The sequence below is a fragment of the Campylobacter sp. JMF_06 NA1 genome (assembly GCF_027737785.1).
Classification (GTDB): Bacteria; Campylobacterota; Campylobacteria; order Campylobacterales; family Campylobacteraceae; genus Campylobacter_B.
The window spans coordinates 509,559-524,465 of record NZ_JAOVUA010000001.1; the positions used below are offsets into that span (position 1 = coordinate 509,559).

General features: G+C 41.7%; 15 protein-coding genes. 10 read left to right on the forward strand and 5 right to left on the reverse strand.

Annotation, left to right across the window (positions count from 1 at the left end; all coding sequences use genetic code 11):
• Positions 1 to 28: 28 nt before the first annotated feature.
• The 6 genes from OFO07_RS02595 to OFO07_RS02620 are packed head-to-tail and all read left to right on the forward strand — an operon-like array spanning position 29 to position 4,476.
• Positions 29 to 652, forward strand: coding sequence for a trimeric intracellular cation channel family protein (locus OFO07_RS02595; protein WP_270859031.1), 624 nt, complete (start codon positions 29 to 31; stop codon positions 650 to 652).
• Complete coding sequence (locus OFO07_RS02600) at positions 649 to 1,815, forward strand: aspartate aminotransferase family protein (protein ID WP_270870837.1); 1,167 nt, start codon at positions 649 to 651, stop codon at positions 1,813 to 1,815. The genes OFO07_RS02595 and OFO07_RS02600 overlap by 4 nt, the downstream gene beginning before the upstream one ends.
• Positions 1,812 to 2,768, forward strand: a complete 957-nt coding sequence (locus OFO07_RS02605) for an SAM-dependent methyltransferase (RefSeq protein ID WP_270861838.1) — start codon at positions 1,812 to 1,814, stop codon at positions 2,766 to 2,768. The genes OFO07_RS02600 and OFO07_RS02605 overlap by 4 nt, the downstream gene beginning before the upstream one ends.
• Positions 2,768 to 3,124: a hypothetical protein gene (locus OFO07_RS02610; RefSeq protein WP_270861839.1), complete on the forward strand. Its 357-nt coding sequence runs from the start codon at positions 2,768 to 2,770 to the stop codon at positions 3,122 to 3,124. Before OFO07_RS02605 ends, OFO07_RS02610 begins: the two co-directional genes overlap by 1 nt.
• Positions 3,111 to 3,686, forward strand: a complete 576-nt coding sequence (gene rsmD, locus OFO07_RS02615; protein ID WP_270869616.1) for a 16S rRNA (guanine(966)-N(2))-methyltransferase RsmD — start codon at positions 3,111 to 3,113, stop codon at positions 3,684 to 3,686. Before OFO07_RS02610 ends, rsmD begins: the two co-directional genes overlap by 14 nt.
• Positions 3,676 to 4,476: a TIGR02757 family protein gene (locus tag OFO07_RS02620; protein ID WP_442868061.1), complete on the forward strand. Its 801-nt coding sequence runs from the start codon at positions 3,676 to 3,678 to the stop codon at positions 4,474 to 4,476. The genes rsmD and OFO07_RS02620 overlap by 11 nt, the downstream gene beginning before the upstream one ends.
• A gap of 25 nt (positions 4,477 to 4,501) precedes the next feature.
• Here OFO07_RS02620 and OFO07_RS02625 read toward each other — a convergent pair whose 3' ends face one another.
• The 5 genes from OFO07_RS02625 to brnQ form a co-directional block, all read right to left on the reverse strand.
• Positions 4,502 to 4,657 carry a hypothetical protein gene (locus tag OFO07_RS02625; protein ID WP_270870838.1) on the reverse strand — a complete coding sequence of 52 codons (156 nt, stop codon included), beginning with the start codon at positions 4,655 to 4,657 and terminating at the stop codon, positions 4,502 to 4,504.
• Positions 4,658 to 4,666: 9 nt separating this feature from the next.
• Entirely contained in the window at positions 4,667 to 5,620 is a 954-nt protein-coding gene (lpxD, locus tag OFO07_RS02630) for a UDP-3-O-(3-hydroxymyristoyl)glucosamine N-acyltransferase (RefSeq protein WP_270866171.1), read from the reverse strand.
• A gap of 8 nt (positions 5,621 to 5,628) precedes the next feature.
• Positions 5,629 to 6,099, reverse strand: a complete 471-nt coding sequence (gene ilvN, locus OFO07_RS02635; protein WP_270859039.1) for an acetolactate synthase small subunit — start codon at positions 6,097 to 6,099, stop codon at positions 5,629 to 5,631.
• Positions 6,100 to 6,108: 9 nt separating this feature from the next.
• Positions 6,109 to 7,797: an acetolactate synthase large subunit gene (locus OFO07_RS02640; RefSeq protein WP_270870839.1), complete on the reverse strand. Its 1,689-nt coding sequence runs from the start codon at positions 7,795 to 7,797 to the stop codon at positions 6,109 to 6,111.
• A 163-nt stretch (positions 7,798 to 7,960) separates the two neighbouring features.
• A complete protein-coding gene (gene brnQ / locus OFO07_RS02645) occupies positions 7,961 to 9,277 on the reverse strand; it encodes a branched-chain amino acid transport system II carrier protein (RefSeq protein ID WP_270870840.1) in 1,317 nt (438 codons plus the stop codon).
• A 145-nt stretch (positions 9,278 to 9,422) separates the two neighbouring features.
• Between brnQ and radA the strand changes: the two genes are divergently transcribed.
• The 4 genes from radA (at position 9,423) to OFO07_RS02665 (ending at position 14,494) form a co-directional block, all read left to right on the forward strand.
• Complete coding sequence (gene radA, locus OFO07_RS02650; protein ID WP_270869621.1) at positions 9,423 to 10,772, forward strand: DNA repair protein RadA; 1,350 nt, start codon at positions 9,423 to 9,425, stop codon at positions 10,770 to 10,772.
• A 43-nt stretch (positions 10,773 to 10,815) separates the two neighbouring features.
• Complete coding sequence (locus OFO07_RS02655) at positions 10,816 to 13,200, forward strand: heavy metal translocating P-type ATPase (protein WP_270870841.1); 2,385 nt, start codon at positions 10,816 to 10,818, stop codon at positions 13,198 to 13,200.
• On the forward strand, positions 13,197 to 13,421 hold the full coding sequence (gene ccoS / locus OFO07_RS02660; protein ID WP_270859044.1) for a cbb3-type cytochrome oxidase assembly protein CcoS: 225 nt from the start codon (positions 13,197 to 13,199) through the stop codon (positions 13,419 to 13,421). Before OFO07_RS02655 ends, ccoS begins: the two co-directional genes overlap by 4 nt.
• 326 nt (positions 13,422 to 13,747) lie before the next feature.
• Positions 13,748 to 14,494, forward strand: coding sequence for a hypothetical protein (locus tag OFO07_RS02665; protein ID WP_270870842.1), 747 nt, complete (start codon positions 13,748 to 13,750; stop codon positions 14,492 to 14,494).
• The last annotated feature ends 413 nt before the right edge of the window (positions 14,495 to 14,907 follow it).

Consider the following 14,907-nt stretch of genomic DNA (forward strand, 5'->3'; position numbering starts at 1 on the left):
CACTAAATTTTAGAATTTATCCACGCCAATGACACAGCATAATATCATTTTATATATCGAATACATCGGCATTGCCTCGGCCTCTTTGAGCGGATTTTTATTCGCGGTTAAAAGGGATTGCGACTGGCTGGGGATTTTTTTGGCTGCGTTTTTGACCGCCCTTGGTGGCGGGATTGTGCGCGATATCACGGTGGGCAGACCACTGTATTCCTTCACGCACTATATGCCAGTAATCATCGTCATTGCGGTGCTTATCGCCTCGCATATTTTCGCAGCCCAGACCAAAAAACTGCAAGGCAGATTTATATTTATTTTCTCCGACGCAATCGATGTGATTTGCTTCTCGATTGTCGGGGCTATGGTTTCGATCGAGTATGGATTAAATGTTTTTGGGGCAATACTTATCGCCTTTTTTAATGGCGTTGGGGGCGGAATTTTGCGCGATGTGCTATTAAACGAGGTGCCGTGGTTTTTGCGCACGGGGCTTTATGGGACGATAAGTATGGGTGTCGGGCTGGTTTATTTTATCTTAGACTGGCTTGACTTGGCGAATATTTACACGATTTTGGCACTATTTTTCGCTGGGATTGTAGTTAGAATGTTTGCGTATTATAGGGGTTGGCATTTGCCAAAAGTGGAGTATAACAAATGAAGTATTTAATGAGTAATTTTTCTAGGGTCGATGTCGCTTTTACTAGGGGTAAAGGCGCGAAGCTATGGGATAGCAACGGCGAGAAATACATTGATTTCGCCGCTGGAATTGGGGTGTGTAGCCTAGGGCATGCAAGCCCTGTGGTGATAGAGGCCATAAACACGCAAAGCGCGATGATAATCCATAGCTCGAACATTTATAGAGTCCTGCCACAAGAGGTGCTAGCCAAGAAAATCAGCAATCTTTTGGGCTATCAAACATACGCTGTGTTTTGCAACTCTGGGGCAGAAGCGAACGAAGCAGCCATAAAAATGGCGCGCAAATACGGCGCGACTAAATTTGAGAGCAAAAAATATGAAATTTTAACTCTAAAAAATTCCTTCCATGGGCGCACAATGGCTACTTTGAGTGCCACAGGACAGGATAAATTTCACCCTGAAATTTTCGCTCCATACATTGAGGGGTTTAAATTTTACGACGGAATCGATGAAATCATCGCAAATATCAGCGATAAAACAGTCGCTGTAATGATAGAACTAATCCAGGGTGAGGGCGGAATTTGCCCGCTGGATAAAAAATCAGTCCAAAAACTAGCCAAAATTTTAAAAGAAAAAAACCTACTTCTAATCACCGACGAGGTCCAATGTGGCGTCTATCGCTCGGGCGAGTTTGTCGCAAGCAAGATTTATGGTATCGAGCCTGACATTATCACCTTTGCCAAAGGGCTAGCAGGTGGCGTGCCAATCGGTGCGTGCGTGGCTAGGGAAAATATCTTTGCCCCTGGCGAGCATGGAAGCACATTTGGCGGCAACCACCTAGCCACATCGACCGCAAACGCCGTTTTGCGCGAGCTCGAATACCTTTACGAAAGTGGCGAGCTCAAAAAAACTACCGATGAATTTGTAGAAAATTTAGAAAAAATCGTCAAGGATTTCCCAAATTTCTTCGAATCTCACACAGGGCTTGGACTAATGCAAGGCTTGGTTTTAAAGGACAGCACAAATCTAAGCATACTTTTTGCCGAGTGCCTAAGAAACGGACTTTTGGTGCTAAAATCAGGTAGCAAAACGCTAAGATTTTTACCGCCATTAAACATAAAGAAAAAAGAGATAAAAGCAGGATTTGAAATTTTGCGCAAGACTCTTGAAGAGCTTCAAGATTGAAATTTAGCGATTTTTTCGAGGCGTGGCTAAATGATAGCTACTACGCAAATGGCGTTAAAATCGGCAAAGAGGGCGATTTTTACACCGCTGTTAGCGTGGGAAGCTTTTTTGGGATTTGCTTAGGGCGCGAAATTTTGCGCCTTAGTGCGAATTTTGCCGGCAAAATTTCACTCGTCGAAATCGGCGCAAATGAGGGGTTTTTGCTCGCTGATATAGCGCAAGCGCTTTTTACTTTCGACCCAAATTCTTTGGCGAAATTTGAGTTTGTCATCATCGAGCCACACCAGAGGCTGCGCCAAATCCAAAGCGAAAATTTCGCTAAAAAATTTGGCGATGAAATCACGCTAAAACATTTCGCTTCGCTAAAAGAAGCGAAATTTAGCGAAGCGATTTTTATCGCAAACGAGCTTTTTGACACCTTCAAATGCGAGGTCGTAAAAGATGGCAAAATGCTTTATATCGAGGATTTTAAACAAATTTGGCGCGAAATTTGCGATAATGAAATTTTAAAATTTAGCGCTGGGGGCGCAGAAATTCCGCTTGGATACGAGGAATTTGCCAGTAGCATTAATGCGCAAAAATTCGCCTTTTTGGCATTTGATTACGGCAAAATGGGCGCGAGCGGGGAAATTTCGCTTAGAATTTACAAAAATCACCAAGTCTATAATTTTTTTGAAATTCAAAATTTAGCCGAATTTTACGGGGTAAGCGACATTACTTACAATGTAGATTTTGAAATTTTAACGCGCGCTTTTGAGAATACTGGCGCGAAAATTGGCAGATTTATGAGTTTTGAAAAAGCCTTAATCGAATTTGGCGCGACACAAATTTTGGAGCAATTTGCGCAAAATTTGGGTCAAAACGGCTATCAAAACGCCCTAGCCCAGTTTAACCACCTGCGCCACGAATTTGGCGAAAAGTTCAAATTTATCGAGTTTTTAAAAGGATTTTAATGAGAATTTTTATCGATTGTGAATGCGAGATTATGCAAAAAAGCCTCGAAATGTTTTTGGCAAATTTTGTCGTGCAAAATTTAGGCGAAGCCGATTTTGTCGTGACAGACACTGCCAGAGCAAGTGCCAAACCCCTCTTTATCATCGCCAAAAACGGCGATTTAGAATTGCCGTTTGGCAAAGAACAGCTTGTTTTGGCGCTTAAAAATTTTAGCGCGAGCGAGATCGTGCAAGCTAGCTATAATAAATTTGAGTTTTCGCAAAATTTGGATTTAGAAGCGCAAATCGGCGCAGTATTTGATGAATTTAAGGCGCGAATTTTAGAAATTTTAAGGAAACAAAGTGGCGAAATTTAGAGGCAAAATTTCAAGCGGAATTTACAAAGGAAAAAGCTTGGAACTCCCAAGCCTAGGCACTACGCGCAGCACGAAATCAATCGTAAAGGGCTCGTTTTTCGACTCATTTAGGTATGAATTAGAAGGCAGCTGCTTCATCGAGGGCTTTGGCGGAAGCGGCGGCATGGCGCTCGAAGCCCTTAGCAACGGCGCAAAAGAGGTTTTTGCTATCGAAAAAGATCGCAAAGCTTACGAAATCACAAGGCGCAACTTCGCCCTTTTTGGCGTGGAAAAAAATGCCCTAAACGGCGATTGTTTCGCGCTTTTGCCACAAATTTTGGCGAATTTAGACAACGAAAAAATTTTTATCTACCTTGATCCGCCATTTGATATCAGAGAGGGTTTTGCTGGAATTTACGAGCGCGTAGTGGGCTTAATCTGCGAAATTTGCGAGTGCGAGAGGGTGAAATTTGTGATAATCGAGCACGCAAGTGAGGTGAAATTTGAGGCAAATATCGCCAAATTTAGCCTTTTAAAATCCAAAAAATTTGGCGCTACAACGCTATCTTACTATGCAAAATAAAATTTCAAAAAACCTCAGCAGTGTCGAAATGAAGGCGCTTTTGGAGTATTATTCGGCGCGTAGTAATACTGATGAAAATCTTTTTAGCGCCCCAGATCCACTGCAAGTGCTAAAACCTCTCGCTCACACTCCGCACGCACCCGTAATCGCGCTAATTTGCGCACTTTTTGCCTATGGCAACGCAGGGCAGATAGTGAAATTTTTAAATTCGCTAAATTTTGATTTGCTTGGAAGCGATGAAAAGACGATAAAATCAGCTTTACAAGGCAAAAAATACCGCTTTCAAAGCCAGAGTGATGTGGCGGAGATTTTTCTCGCGCTTCGCAGGCTTTGCGAGTGCGATATAGAAAAAATCATTTTAAATGGTATGAAAAATGGCGAAATCATAAACGGCATAAATGCGCTCATAGCCCAAATTTACGAGCTTTCAGAGTATCGCTCGGCTGGATATGAGTTTTTCTTCGGCAAAAATTTCACCACTAAACCGACCTCGCCGTATAAACGCTACAATCTGTTTTTGCGTTGGATGGTGCGCAAAAGCGATATAGATTTGGGGCTGTTTTCGCGCATAAGTCCGTCCAAACTACTCATACCGCTCGATACACACACGCACAAGGTTTCACTAGCCTTGGGCTTAATAGATAGAAAGGTTTATGATTTTCGCGCTGTTAGCGCTCTTAGCGTAAAACTGCGCGAGTTCGACCCGCACGATCCGATAAAATATGATTTTGCGCTGTATAGACTAGGACAAAGCAGAGAAATTGAGGAATTAATAAAAAATTTGAAGTGAAATTTAGCCCATTTTTGGGCTAAATTTAGATTTCTACGACTATTTTTCTGGCGTTTTCATCGACATATATTGCGAAAATTTCGTGTTTTTTCTCGCCCACGACTTCCACTTCACAATCCCTAAGCTCGGGGCTTTCTAGCAAAATTCTAGCGATTGTATCATTTAACTCTTCTAGCGTCATTTTTAATCCTTATTTATCTTTGAAAAATCGCGCAATCTTGGCTTGGAGTTTAAACCACTCTTTTAGCTCCATTATCGGGTGGCCGGCGAAATTTTTACCAGCTGGCAGGTCTTTGCTAATCCCGCCTCTGGCTGCGACTTGGACGAAATCCCCTACTCTGACATGTCCGCCACTGCCTGCTTGACCGCCTAGGACGACATTTCTACCAAGTATAGTTGATCCTGCAAGTCCCACTTGTGAGACGATTAGGCAGTTTTGACCTAGCTCGCAGTTGTGTCCGATTTGGACTAGATTGTCGATTTTGGTGCAAGATGAAATTATCGTAGAGCCAAAAACCGCCCTATCTATCGTGGTATTTGCGCCGATTTCGACCTCATCTTCGAGCACAACATTTCCATTGTGATAAATTTTAACATGCGTGCCGTCGCTTCTGTGCGCATAGCCAAAGCCGTCCGAGCCGATAACTGCGTTTGCTAGGATATGGCAGCGAGCCCCTATAATCGTGTCGTTGTAAATCACGACCCCTGGGTGTATCACACAATCATCGCCGATAACGACATCATCGCCGATATACGCACCAGCGCAGATTACAACTCTCTCGCCGATTTGGGTATTTGAGCCGATATAAATGCCCTTTGCGATTTGCGCACTTTTAGCAATCGCGCTTGGGCGAGGCTCCCTAATAAGCGGTTTTGCGAAATATTTGCTCAGTATAGCAAAGGCTAGGTGCGGATTGACACACTCGACTTTGATTATGTTTTTTGGAACCTCTACGCCCTTTTTTACCAAAATCGCGCACGCCTTACTATCGGCGATAAATTTTTCATTTTTTTCGCTATCGCAGTAGCTAAGCTCGCTCCCACTTGCATTTTGCAATGAATTTATCGCTGCGATTTCGGCATCTTCGATTCCCAAACTAGCAAAATCCATCCTTAAAATTTTAACAATCTCAGAAAGTTTCATATATTCTCCTACATATCAAGTGCGACGCTACCGCTTCTGACGATATCGATTGGGTTGTATTTTTTCACGGTCTTTAAAAAACTCTCGATTCTATCAGCGTCATCGCACGCCATAAGCACGATATGGTTTTCGTCGCTGTTTGCGATAGAGCCGTTATACGCTTTTAGCAAAGCGTCAAGTCCGGCTAAATTTTCGTTTAATGCGATTTTTATTAAAACCATCTCTTTTTCGACAAAATTTGCCTCCTCGATTACTTTATAAATCGGGATTAGCTTGTGAAGTTGCTTGGTTATCTGCTCGATAATGCGCTCATCGCCCAAGGTTACAATCGTAAGCCTAGATAAATTTGTATTTGGGATAGGTGCGACGGTTAGGGAGTTGATATTATATCCGCGCCCTGCAAAAAGCCCAGAAATACGAGAAAGCACGCCGTGTTCGTCCAAAACTATGACTGAAATAATTCTTTTTATACTATTCATAATCAAATCCTATTCAAATATCATATTATATAGCGCGCCACCTGCTGGCACCATTGGGAAAACATTTTCGAAGCGATCGACCTTAACCTCGATAAAGCAAACCTTATTGCTTTCAAGCGCAGTTTTTAGCGCGCTTTCAAACTCAGCTTTTGTGCTAACGCTAAATCCAAGCCCGCCAAAGCTCTCTACGAGTTTTACGAAATCTGGCTGTTTGCTAAGATCTGTCGATGAAAATCTCGCACCATAAAACATACTTTGCCACTGTCTAACCATACCCAAAAAGTTGTTATTAAGTATGATATTTACGACACCAAGATTATTTTCGCTAAGCGTCATTAGCTCTTGGATATTCATCAAAATTGAGCCATCTCCTGTGAAATTTATAACCTGCCTTTTCTCGCCAGCAAAGGCTTTCGCTCCCATTGCAGCAGGCAAGCCATATCCCATAGTGCCAAGCCCACCGCTTGTAAGAAGCGTGCGAGGGCGCTTAAATGGATAAAACTGCGCTACCCACATTTGATGCTGTCCGACATCTGTGACGATAATTGCATCATCGCTTGCGATCTCGCCAGTTTTTTCCACTACCCATTGTGGTTTTAAAACCTCATCGCTATCTGTGTATTTTAGCGGGTGAATTTCTTTATAAATTTTGATTTGTTCGCGCCATTTGGCGTAGCTTGCAGGCTCTGCTTCGTCCTTTAATCTAGGATTTAGCTCTGCTAGGACTGATTTTACATCGCCTACGATTGGGAAATGCGCATTTACGATTTTTGAAATCGAGCTTGGGTCGATATCGACATGGATAATTTTTGCGTTTTTGGCAAATTCTTCGAGTTTTCCAGTTACTCTATCGTCAAATCTCGCTCCAAGGCAGATTATAAGGTCAGTTTCGCTAAGCGCCATATTGGCTGCGTAGCTTCCATGCATTCCCACTAAGCCTAAATTTAACTCATCATCGCTTCTCATCGCGCCAAGTGCCATTAGGGTTTCTACTACTGGGATTTGTGTGATATGCGCTAGCTGTCTTACTTCCTCGCTAGCCTCGCTTAAAATCACGCCACCGCCAATATAAATTATCGGTCGTTTGGCCGCCATTATTAGCTCTGCTACTTTTTTTATCTGTTTTGCGTTGCCTTTGTAAGTCGGGCGATATGTTTGCATTTTTATCTCGTCTGGATAGATAAACTCGCCAAGTTTAGCCGTAACATCTTTTGGCACATCGATATGCACAGGGCCCGGTCTGCCAGAGCGCGCGATATAAAATGCTTGTTTTAGCACCATTGGAAGCTCTTCAACGGTTTTTACTAGGAAATTGTGTTTGACACATGGTCTTGAAATTCCAACCGCATCAATCTCTTGAAATGCGTCAGTTCCGATAAGCGAACCAGCAACCTGTCCGCTAATTAGCACGATTGGGATAGAATCTGCATACGCAGTGGCAAGGCCTGTGATTGCATTTGTAAAACCAGGACCGCTTGTTACGATAGCTACGCCTACTTTGCCACTAGCACGCGCATATCCGTCAGCCGCCATAGTCGCAGCTTGTTCGTGGCGCACCAGGATATGTTTGAAATATGTTTGTTTATATGTTTCATCATATATGTTTAGCGCAGCGCCACCAGGATATCCAAATACTACCTCAACGCCCTCTTGATGAAGCGCCTCGATAATCATCTGCGAACCGTTTAATTTCTCCATGTTCAATCCTAATTATGAAATGACTGGGTATTTTATTATTTTTTAGATTAAATTCTAAGAATTTTTTAAAGAATTTGATTAAATTTTATATTTTTGTAAGAATTTTGATTAAATTTAAGGCAAAATTTAAAAGGCTTGCGAACGCGCGCAAGCCTAAATTTGGTTAAAATGATTTTTTCGTAAGGATATGTATCAAAAAACTAATCACAAAAGCTACTACGCTAGGCACAATCCAGCCAAGCATAGCATCATAAAATGGAAAGCTACTAACCCAGTTAGTGATACCTGGAATTTTGATTTTCAAAACATCTAGTCCATTTACGATACCCACAGCGAAGCTCGCATACACGCAAGCCCTATAAACTAACTTGCTTGTATCGATTAGCGGATCGATTAGCGATAAAATTATAAGCATAATCGCAGCTGGATAAATCGCGATTAGCACAGGGATACTTGCGCTAATAATCGTTGTAAGTCCGAAATTTGCCACGCCAAATGATACGAGGCAAAGTATCACAACCCACGCTTTGTATGGAATTTTGCCTTTGACCAAATTTTCAAAATACTGGCTACATGAGCTAATCAAACCCAAAGTCGTAGTAAGGCAGGCTAGGAAAAATGCAAGCCCTAGCAAGGCTGTACCGACACTGCCAAAAAGATAGTGGCTGATTTTGCTAAGGTATTGTGCGCCGTTTGTTACATCAGGGAAAAGGCTAGCCGCACTCGCACCAAGATATGAAATCATCAGATAAATCACGGCTAAAAGCGCGCCCGCAAACATACCTGCTTTTATCATGGATACGACGATATGCCCTTCATCACTAACACCGCGCGCTCTCATCGCATTTGCGATAATGATACCAAAGGCTAGTGAAGCCAAAGCGTCCATAGTCTGGTATCCATCGACGAAACCACTTGCGACTGCGTGATCTCTATACGCTTCGTTTGGAGCGACAAATTCGCCCATAGGGGTCAAAAACGACGATACGAAAAGCCCTAAAATCAAAATCAAAAGCACAGGCGTAAGGTAGCGTCCGAGCAAATCGACGAGTTTTGATGGATTTAAGCATAAAACAAAATTTAGCGCAAAATACGCAGCCGAATATATCAAAAGCCACATTTGCACCGATGTTTCGGCGACATTTTCGCGCACGACGATATCAAATGGCATATTTGCAGCACGCGGTATCGCAAAAAGCGGTCCGATAGTCAGATACAATGCGACTGTGAAAATCAGCGCAAACACAGGATCTACGCGCTCGACTAAATTCGCTAGACCCTTTGATTTAGCCACAGCTGCGACGCCAAGCACTGGGATTAAAATCGCGGCACAGCAAAAAAACATAATTCCCACGAAAAAGTTATCGCCTGCATTTTTGCCTACAATCGGCGGAAAAATGAAGTTTCCGGCACCAAAATACATAGCAAAAAGCATTAAAGCAATGGTAAAAAACTCTTTTTTGGTAAGCTTTCTGTCCATGAAATCTCCTTATCAAAAATTTAACCGTTCATTTTCTCATTATTTAATTTAAATTTCATTTAAATTTTATTTTTACTAAAAATTTAAGGCAAAAATTTTTGCTATAATCGCGCGAAATTTAATAAATTTATCAAGGTAAAACAAAATGGCAAAATCAAAATCAACACTTTTCGAGTGCCAACACTGCGGAAATCAACAATCCAGATGGCTTGGCAAATGCCCCGATTGTGGCGCATGGGATAGCTTTGTAGAACTTAAAGCCGAGCAGATTAAAACCCTAAAAGAGATAGAAAAATTAGAGCAAAAAAAAGGCGCGAGTGGCGCAAAAGCAATAGATGAAATCCAAATCGAAGATGTCGTGCGCATAGATACCAAAGACGCTGAGTTAAATTTGGTTTTAGGTGGCGGGCTTGTGGAGGGCTCACTCGTGCTAATTGGCGGAAGTCCAGGGATTGGCAAATCCACGCTTTTGCTCAAAATCGCTGCGAATTTAGCCAGCCCAAATTCGCCCGCACTCTATGTCAGTGGCGAAGAAAGTGCTAGCCAAATCAAAATGCGAGCCGACCGCCTAGGCGCAATCAACAAAAATTTATTCTTGCTAACTGAGATAAATTTAAACACGATTTTAGATGAAATTTCAAGCAAAAATTACAAAAGCGTCATCATTGATAGTATCCAGACCCTTTATAGCGACAAAATTTCATCAGCCCCAGGCTCCGTGACGCAGGTGCGCGAGATCACATTTGAGCTAATGCGATTAGCCAAAGAGCGCGGGATTAGCATTTTTATCATCGGGCATATCACCAAAGAGGGCTCGATCGCAGGACCTAGGATTTTAGAACACATGGTCGATGTGGTGCTGTATTTCGAGGGGGACGCGAGCAAGGAACTTCGAATTTTGCGTGGTTTTAAAAATCGTTTTGGCTCGACAAGTGAGGTTGGGATTTTCGAAATGAGCGAAAAAGGGCTAATTAGCGCAAAAGATGTCGCAAGTAAATTTTTCACTCGTACCAAACCTGCCTCAGGCTCAGCGATAACCGTGACTATGGAGGGCTCACGCGCCCTGGTAGTCGAAATCCAAGCCCTAGTTTGCGAAAGCTCGTATCCCAAACGCTCTGCCACTGGATATGATAAAAACCGCCTCGATATGCTTTTAGCGCTTTTGGATAGGAAGCTAGAAATCGGTCTTGGGGGTTATGATGTGTTTGTAAATGTCATCGGCGGGGTCAAAATCACCGAAACCGCCTGCGATTTAGCCGTGGTCGCTGCGATCGTAAGTAGCTTTAAAAACCGCCCGCTTAGCAAAGAGAGCGCATTTATTGGCGAAGTTAGCCTAAATGGCGAAATTCGTGAAATTTTCAACCTCGATGCGCGCATAAAAGAGGCTAGTTTGCAAAAATTTAAAAACATAATCTCGCCGATGAAACCGCAAAATTCGCTTGGGCTTAAAATTTTTCACGCCACGGAAATTTCGCAAATCCTTGATTGGATGTAAAAAAATGCTATAATCGCGCGAAATTCTTGGACGGACAAATTCAATGGAAAAATGCGATCACTGCCACGGCTCGTTTGAGAGCGCGGAGCTTTTTAGCGATGAGGCGGGGCATAAGTTTTGCTGTAATGGGTGCAAAAATGTCTATTATCTTTTGCAGGGGCAAAATTTGGGCGAATTTTACGAGCGCCTTGGCAAAAATACCCTGCGCCCAGCCAAACAAAATGCCCAAATTCAGGGCTCTACGACCAGTATTTACAAAAACTATGTCACCAAAGATAAAGACGGATTTAACCAAATTTCGCTTTTAATCGACGGAATTCACTGCTCAGCATGCGTCTGGCTAAACGAAAAAATCCTAAATAACGCCACTGGCATAATCGAAGTAAGCCTAAACGCAGCCTCGCACAAAGCGCGCATTGTATGGGACGAAGAGCAAATATCCTTAGCCGAAATTTTAAATTTAATCCGCTCGATTGGATACGATGCCTACCCTTATGACACAAACACCCAAAACGCCAAAGACACGGCAAAACGCAGGGAATTTTACGCTAGGCTTTTGGTTGGAATTTTTTGCGTTATGAATATAATGTGGATCTCAATCGCGCTGTATGGCGGGTATTTCACAGGGATCGAGCAGGGCACGAAGGATATTTTGCACTTTGCTGAGTTTATCCTAGCTACGCCTGTGCTTTTTTATACCGGGGCAGTATTTTTTAAGAGTGCATTTTATGCGCTTAAAACTCGCACCCCAAATATGGACTTGCTCGTTGGTCTTGGGGCTTTGGTAATTTATATTTATTCGCTTTATGTTATGTTTTCGCGCAATGGCGAGGTATATTTCGAATCCGTAGCGATGATAATCACCTTTGTTTTTGCTGGAAAATATCTGCAAATTTTAAGCCAAAAAAGGGCTGGCGAAAATTTAAGCTCGCTTTCAAATATGCTTCTTGGCGAGGTTTGCACGCTAAGACCAGACGGAAGCTATGCAAACAAATCCCCAAACGAGGTGCAAATCGGCGATGAAATTCTCATAAACCAAGGCGATCGCGTCCTAATCGACGGAGTGGTAAGTAGTGGCGAGGGAAGTTTCGATTATTCGGGCATTTCGGGCGAGAGTATCCCGGTATCGCTAAGCAAAAACGATGAAATCAAATCAGGCTCGCTCTGCCTATCTGGCTCGCTAAAATACCGCGCAAACGCCGATTTTAAGGGCTCGTTGCTTAGCAAAATCGTCGAGCTTTTAGAAAACGCAAATCTAAAAAAACCAAAATTTGAAATTTTGGCTAATAAAATTTCAGGCTATTTTTCGATTTTTGTTATAGCTGTGGCGTTTGTGGCGTTTGTGTTTTGGTATGTCAAAGCAGGCTTTGCAAGCGCGCTACTAATCAGCGTTAGCGTCATCATCATCGCCTGCCCTTGCGCCCTAGCCCTTGCCACGCCGATTGCGACGCTGTGCGCGATCTCTGTGGCGCTAAGGCATGGCATAATCTTCAAAGAGGCTAAAATGCTAGAAATCCTCTCCAACGCCGATACTATCGTCTTTGACAAAACAGGCACACTCACAAGCTCTGCGCTAATCGTCAAAAAAAGCGAAATTTCGCCCCACTGCGATATCAGCGCGCTAAAAGGGCTTTTGCAAAGCTCAAATCACCCTATTTCCGAGGCCGTGCTTGAATTTTTAAATTCGGGCGAATTTGCAAAATTTGCGCCTGCGAATTTAGAAAATATCACAAACCACCCAGCCAAGGGCCTTAGCGCAAAATTTGGCGAAAATGAAATTTATGGCGGAAGCGCGAAATTTATGTGCGAGCTTGGCGCAAATGTTGCTAGCGGGGATTTAAGCGAGTATTTTTTCATGCAAAATAGGCAAATTTTAGCCAAATTTTGGCTTCTTGCGCCACTTAAAAATGATAGCAAAGAGGCCATAAAAACGCTAAAAGATTTAGGTTACGAGCTTCATATCATCAGTGGCGATCACCAAAACGCCGTCAGTGCGATAGCGCGCGAGCTAGAAATAGCGAAATTTGGCGCGCAAATTTTGCCAGACGAAAAGGCTGGCTATATCCAAAACCTCGCTAAAATGGGCAAAAAAGTGGTAATGGTAGGCGACGGGATAAATGACGCGGCCGCGCTTAGCCTCGCTCACGCTGGGATTTGCCTAGGAAGCGGCGCGAATCTCAGCGTGCAAAAAAGCGATGTCGTGCTTATCAAAGACGATATGACGAGCCTCGTGCGCGCCATGCGTATCGCGCGCAAAACAGGCAGTAAAATCCGCCAAAATATCGCTATTTCGCTACTTTACAACATAATCACAATTCCGCTTGCGTTTTTGGGATACGCAATCCCGCTGTTTGCGGCACTCTCGATGAGCCTAAGCTCGCTAATCGTGGTCGCAAACTCAATGCTTTTAAGAAGGATAAAACTATGAGTAACGCCGTGCTAATGACTATGGTTACGATTTCGCTAATACTTGGATTTTGCGTGCTAGGCGGGCTTTTATGGGCGCTGAAAAATCATCAATTCGATGATTATTCTAAATTTCTTGGCGGGACGGAATTCGACGGCGAGGACGCACTCAACGAAGCTGTGAAAATGGAAGAAAAACGCAAAGAGGCGTTAAGGCGAAAAAAAGAAAATTTGGATAGTTGAAATTTAGAGTAAAATTCCGCTTAAATTTCGCAAAAATACTGCGCCGAAATTTCTTGCTCGTAGATTGCCACGAATTTTGCTGACGCAAAATTCTCGCAATGACAATGGCGAGCAAATTTGTTAAATCTGTCATTGCGAGCTTTCGCAGAAAGCGAAGCAATCTACGAATTTAAAATTCACAGATGCTAAATTCGCTGTCATTGCGAGGCGATTTATCGCCGAAGCAATCCAGAGATTGCAAAATTTAAAACGCCTGACGGCGTGCTGGATTGCTTCGAGTTTTTCAAACTCTCGCAATGACGGAAATTTTATAAAAAGGATTAAATTTGGAAAATTTTGAAAATTGGAATAAAAATGTGATAAATAAAAATTCAAATCAAAGAGATTATGACAAAGAGCCGATTATAATTAAAAATCCTTATGAATTTTTCCTAGCTAATTTATTCTTTTTTTCTCTTTTTGGAACAATGTTTGTTTTATTGATTTATGTCGATTATATGAATATCGAAAATATTAATAATATTTTTTTATGGGCTTTTTTTGGAGTTGGTTTTTTGCATATCGTTGCTACATTTTATTATTACATTATTAAAAACAAATGCGAAACAAAATTTACAAATAAAACGATTGAATTTAGTGTAAATAACGAAACGAAAATAGTTAAGAATTTAATAGATTTAGACAGACCTATTGAAAGGACTTTTAGACTGTTTTCACCATTATCACTAAGTAGCATTATCATTTTTTATATACCTATATTTTTTATATTTGCATTGGTAAAAATGGCTTATTATCTTATCGTTTGTTATGTTATTGGTTTATTTTTGAATTGTTTATTTAAATTTGTTTTTCATTTGGTTTTAGGTGGAAAATTAAGAGATTTTTCATTATTCCCGGCTTTCATATTTGATTATGGAAAAATTATAGGCAAATTAAGCCTTGATGGCATGGATACCTTAAAATACAAATACCACATGGTTTATATAATTAAAAAACAAGATTACTTGGATTTACAAAAATATTTTTCTGATAAGAAACATATTAATTTAAATTTGGTTAAAAAGAAATTTTAACCTAAAAGGAGACACGCATGAGTAGAGAAGCAGTTGCTCAAATCGAGCTAGACAAGCTAGAAGCAAGGCTACAAATAATAAATATAAACAGTTGGTAAAATTTTGCAAATTTAAACCCAAACTATCAAATTTGAGTTTAAATTTGTGAATTTAATAAATTCGGTATTTTAAAATACTGACCGAGATTAAATTTACATAAAATGTCATTGCGAGAAAAAAGTTTTCGAAGCAATCCAGTAAAATTTAAAGCAAAATTCAACCCAAATTTAGCATTGAACAAACACTGAAATTTTAGGCGAAATTTTGAAATTCTCCGTAAGGGGGAAGGGGGCTTGAATTGCGAGGTCGCTCCCCTTCCCCCTTACAAACCCCCAACCCCCGACGACGCTTTACAAGGTGGCTAAATTTAAAGC

Coding starts and splice junctions, on each gene's coding strand:
- OFO07_RS02625 (WP_270870838.1), bottom strand. CDS start 4,657: ATGACGCTAGAAGAGTTAAATGATACAATCGCTAGAATTTTGCTAGAA.
- OFO07_RS02610 (WP_270861839.1), top strand. CDS start 2,768: ATGAGAATTTTTATCGATTGTGAATGCGAGATTATGCAAAAAAGCCTC.
- ccoS (WP_270859044.1), top strand. CDS start 13,197: ATGAGTAACGCCGTGCTAATGACTATGGTTACGATTTCGCTAATACTT.
- OFO07_RS02595 (WP_270859031.1), top strand. CDS start 29: ATGACACAGCATAATATCATTTTATATATCGAATACATCGGCATTGCC.
- OFO07_RS02600 (WP_270870837.1), top strand. CDS start 649: ATGAAGTATTTAATGAGTAATTTTTCTAGGGTCGATGTCGCTTTTACT.
- lpxD (WP_270866171.1), bottom strand. CDS start 5,620: ATGAAACTTTCTGAGATTGTTAAAATTTTAAGGATGGATTTTGCTAGT.
- ilvN (WP_270859039.1), bottom strand. CDS start 6,099: ATGAATAGTATAAAAAGAATTATTTCAGTCATAGTTTTGGACGAACAC.
- OFO07_RS02620 (WP_442868061.1), top strand. CDS start 3,676: ATGCAAAATAAAATTTCAAAAAACCTCAGCAGTGTCGAAATGAAGGCG.
- radA (WP_270869621.1), top strand. CDS start 9,423: ATGGCAAAATCAAAATCAACACTTTTCGAGTGCCAACACTGCGGAAAT.
- OFO07_RS02640 (WP_270870839.1), bottom strand. CDS start 7,797: ATGGAGAAATTAAACGGTTCGCAGATGATTATCGAGGCGCTTCATCAA.
- brnQ (WP_270870840.1), bottom strand. CDS start 9,277: ATGGACAGAAAGCTTACCAAAAAAGAGTTTTTTACCATTGCTTTAATG.
- OFO07_RS02655 (WP_270870841.1), top strand. CDS start 10,816: ATGGAAAAATGCGATCACTGCCACGGCTCGTTTGAGAGCGCGGAGCTT.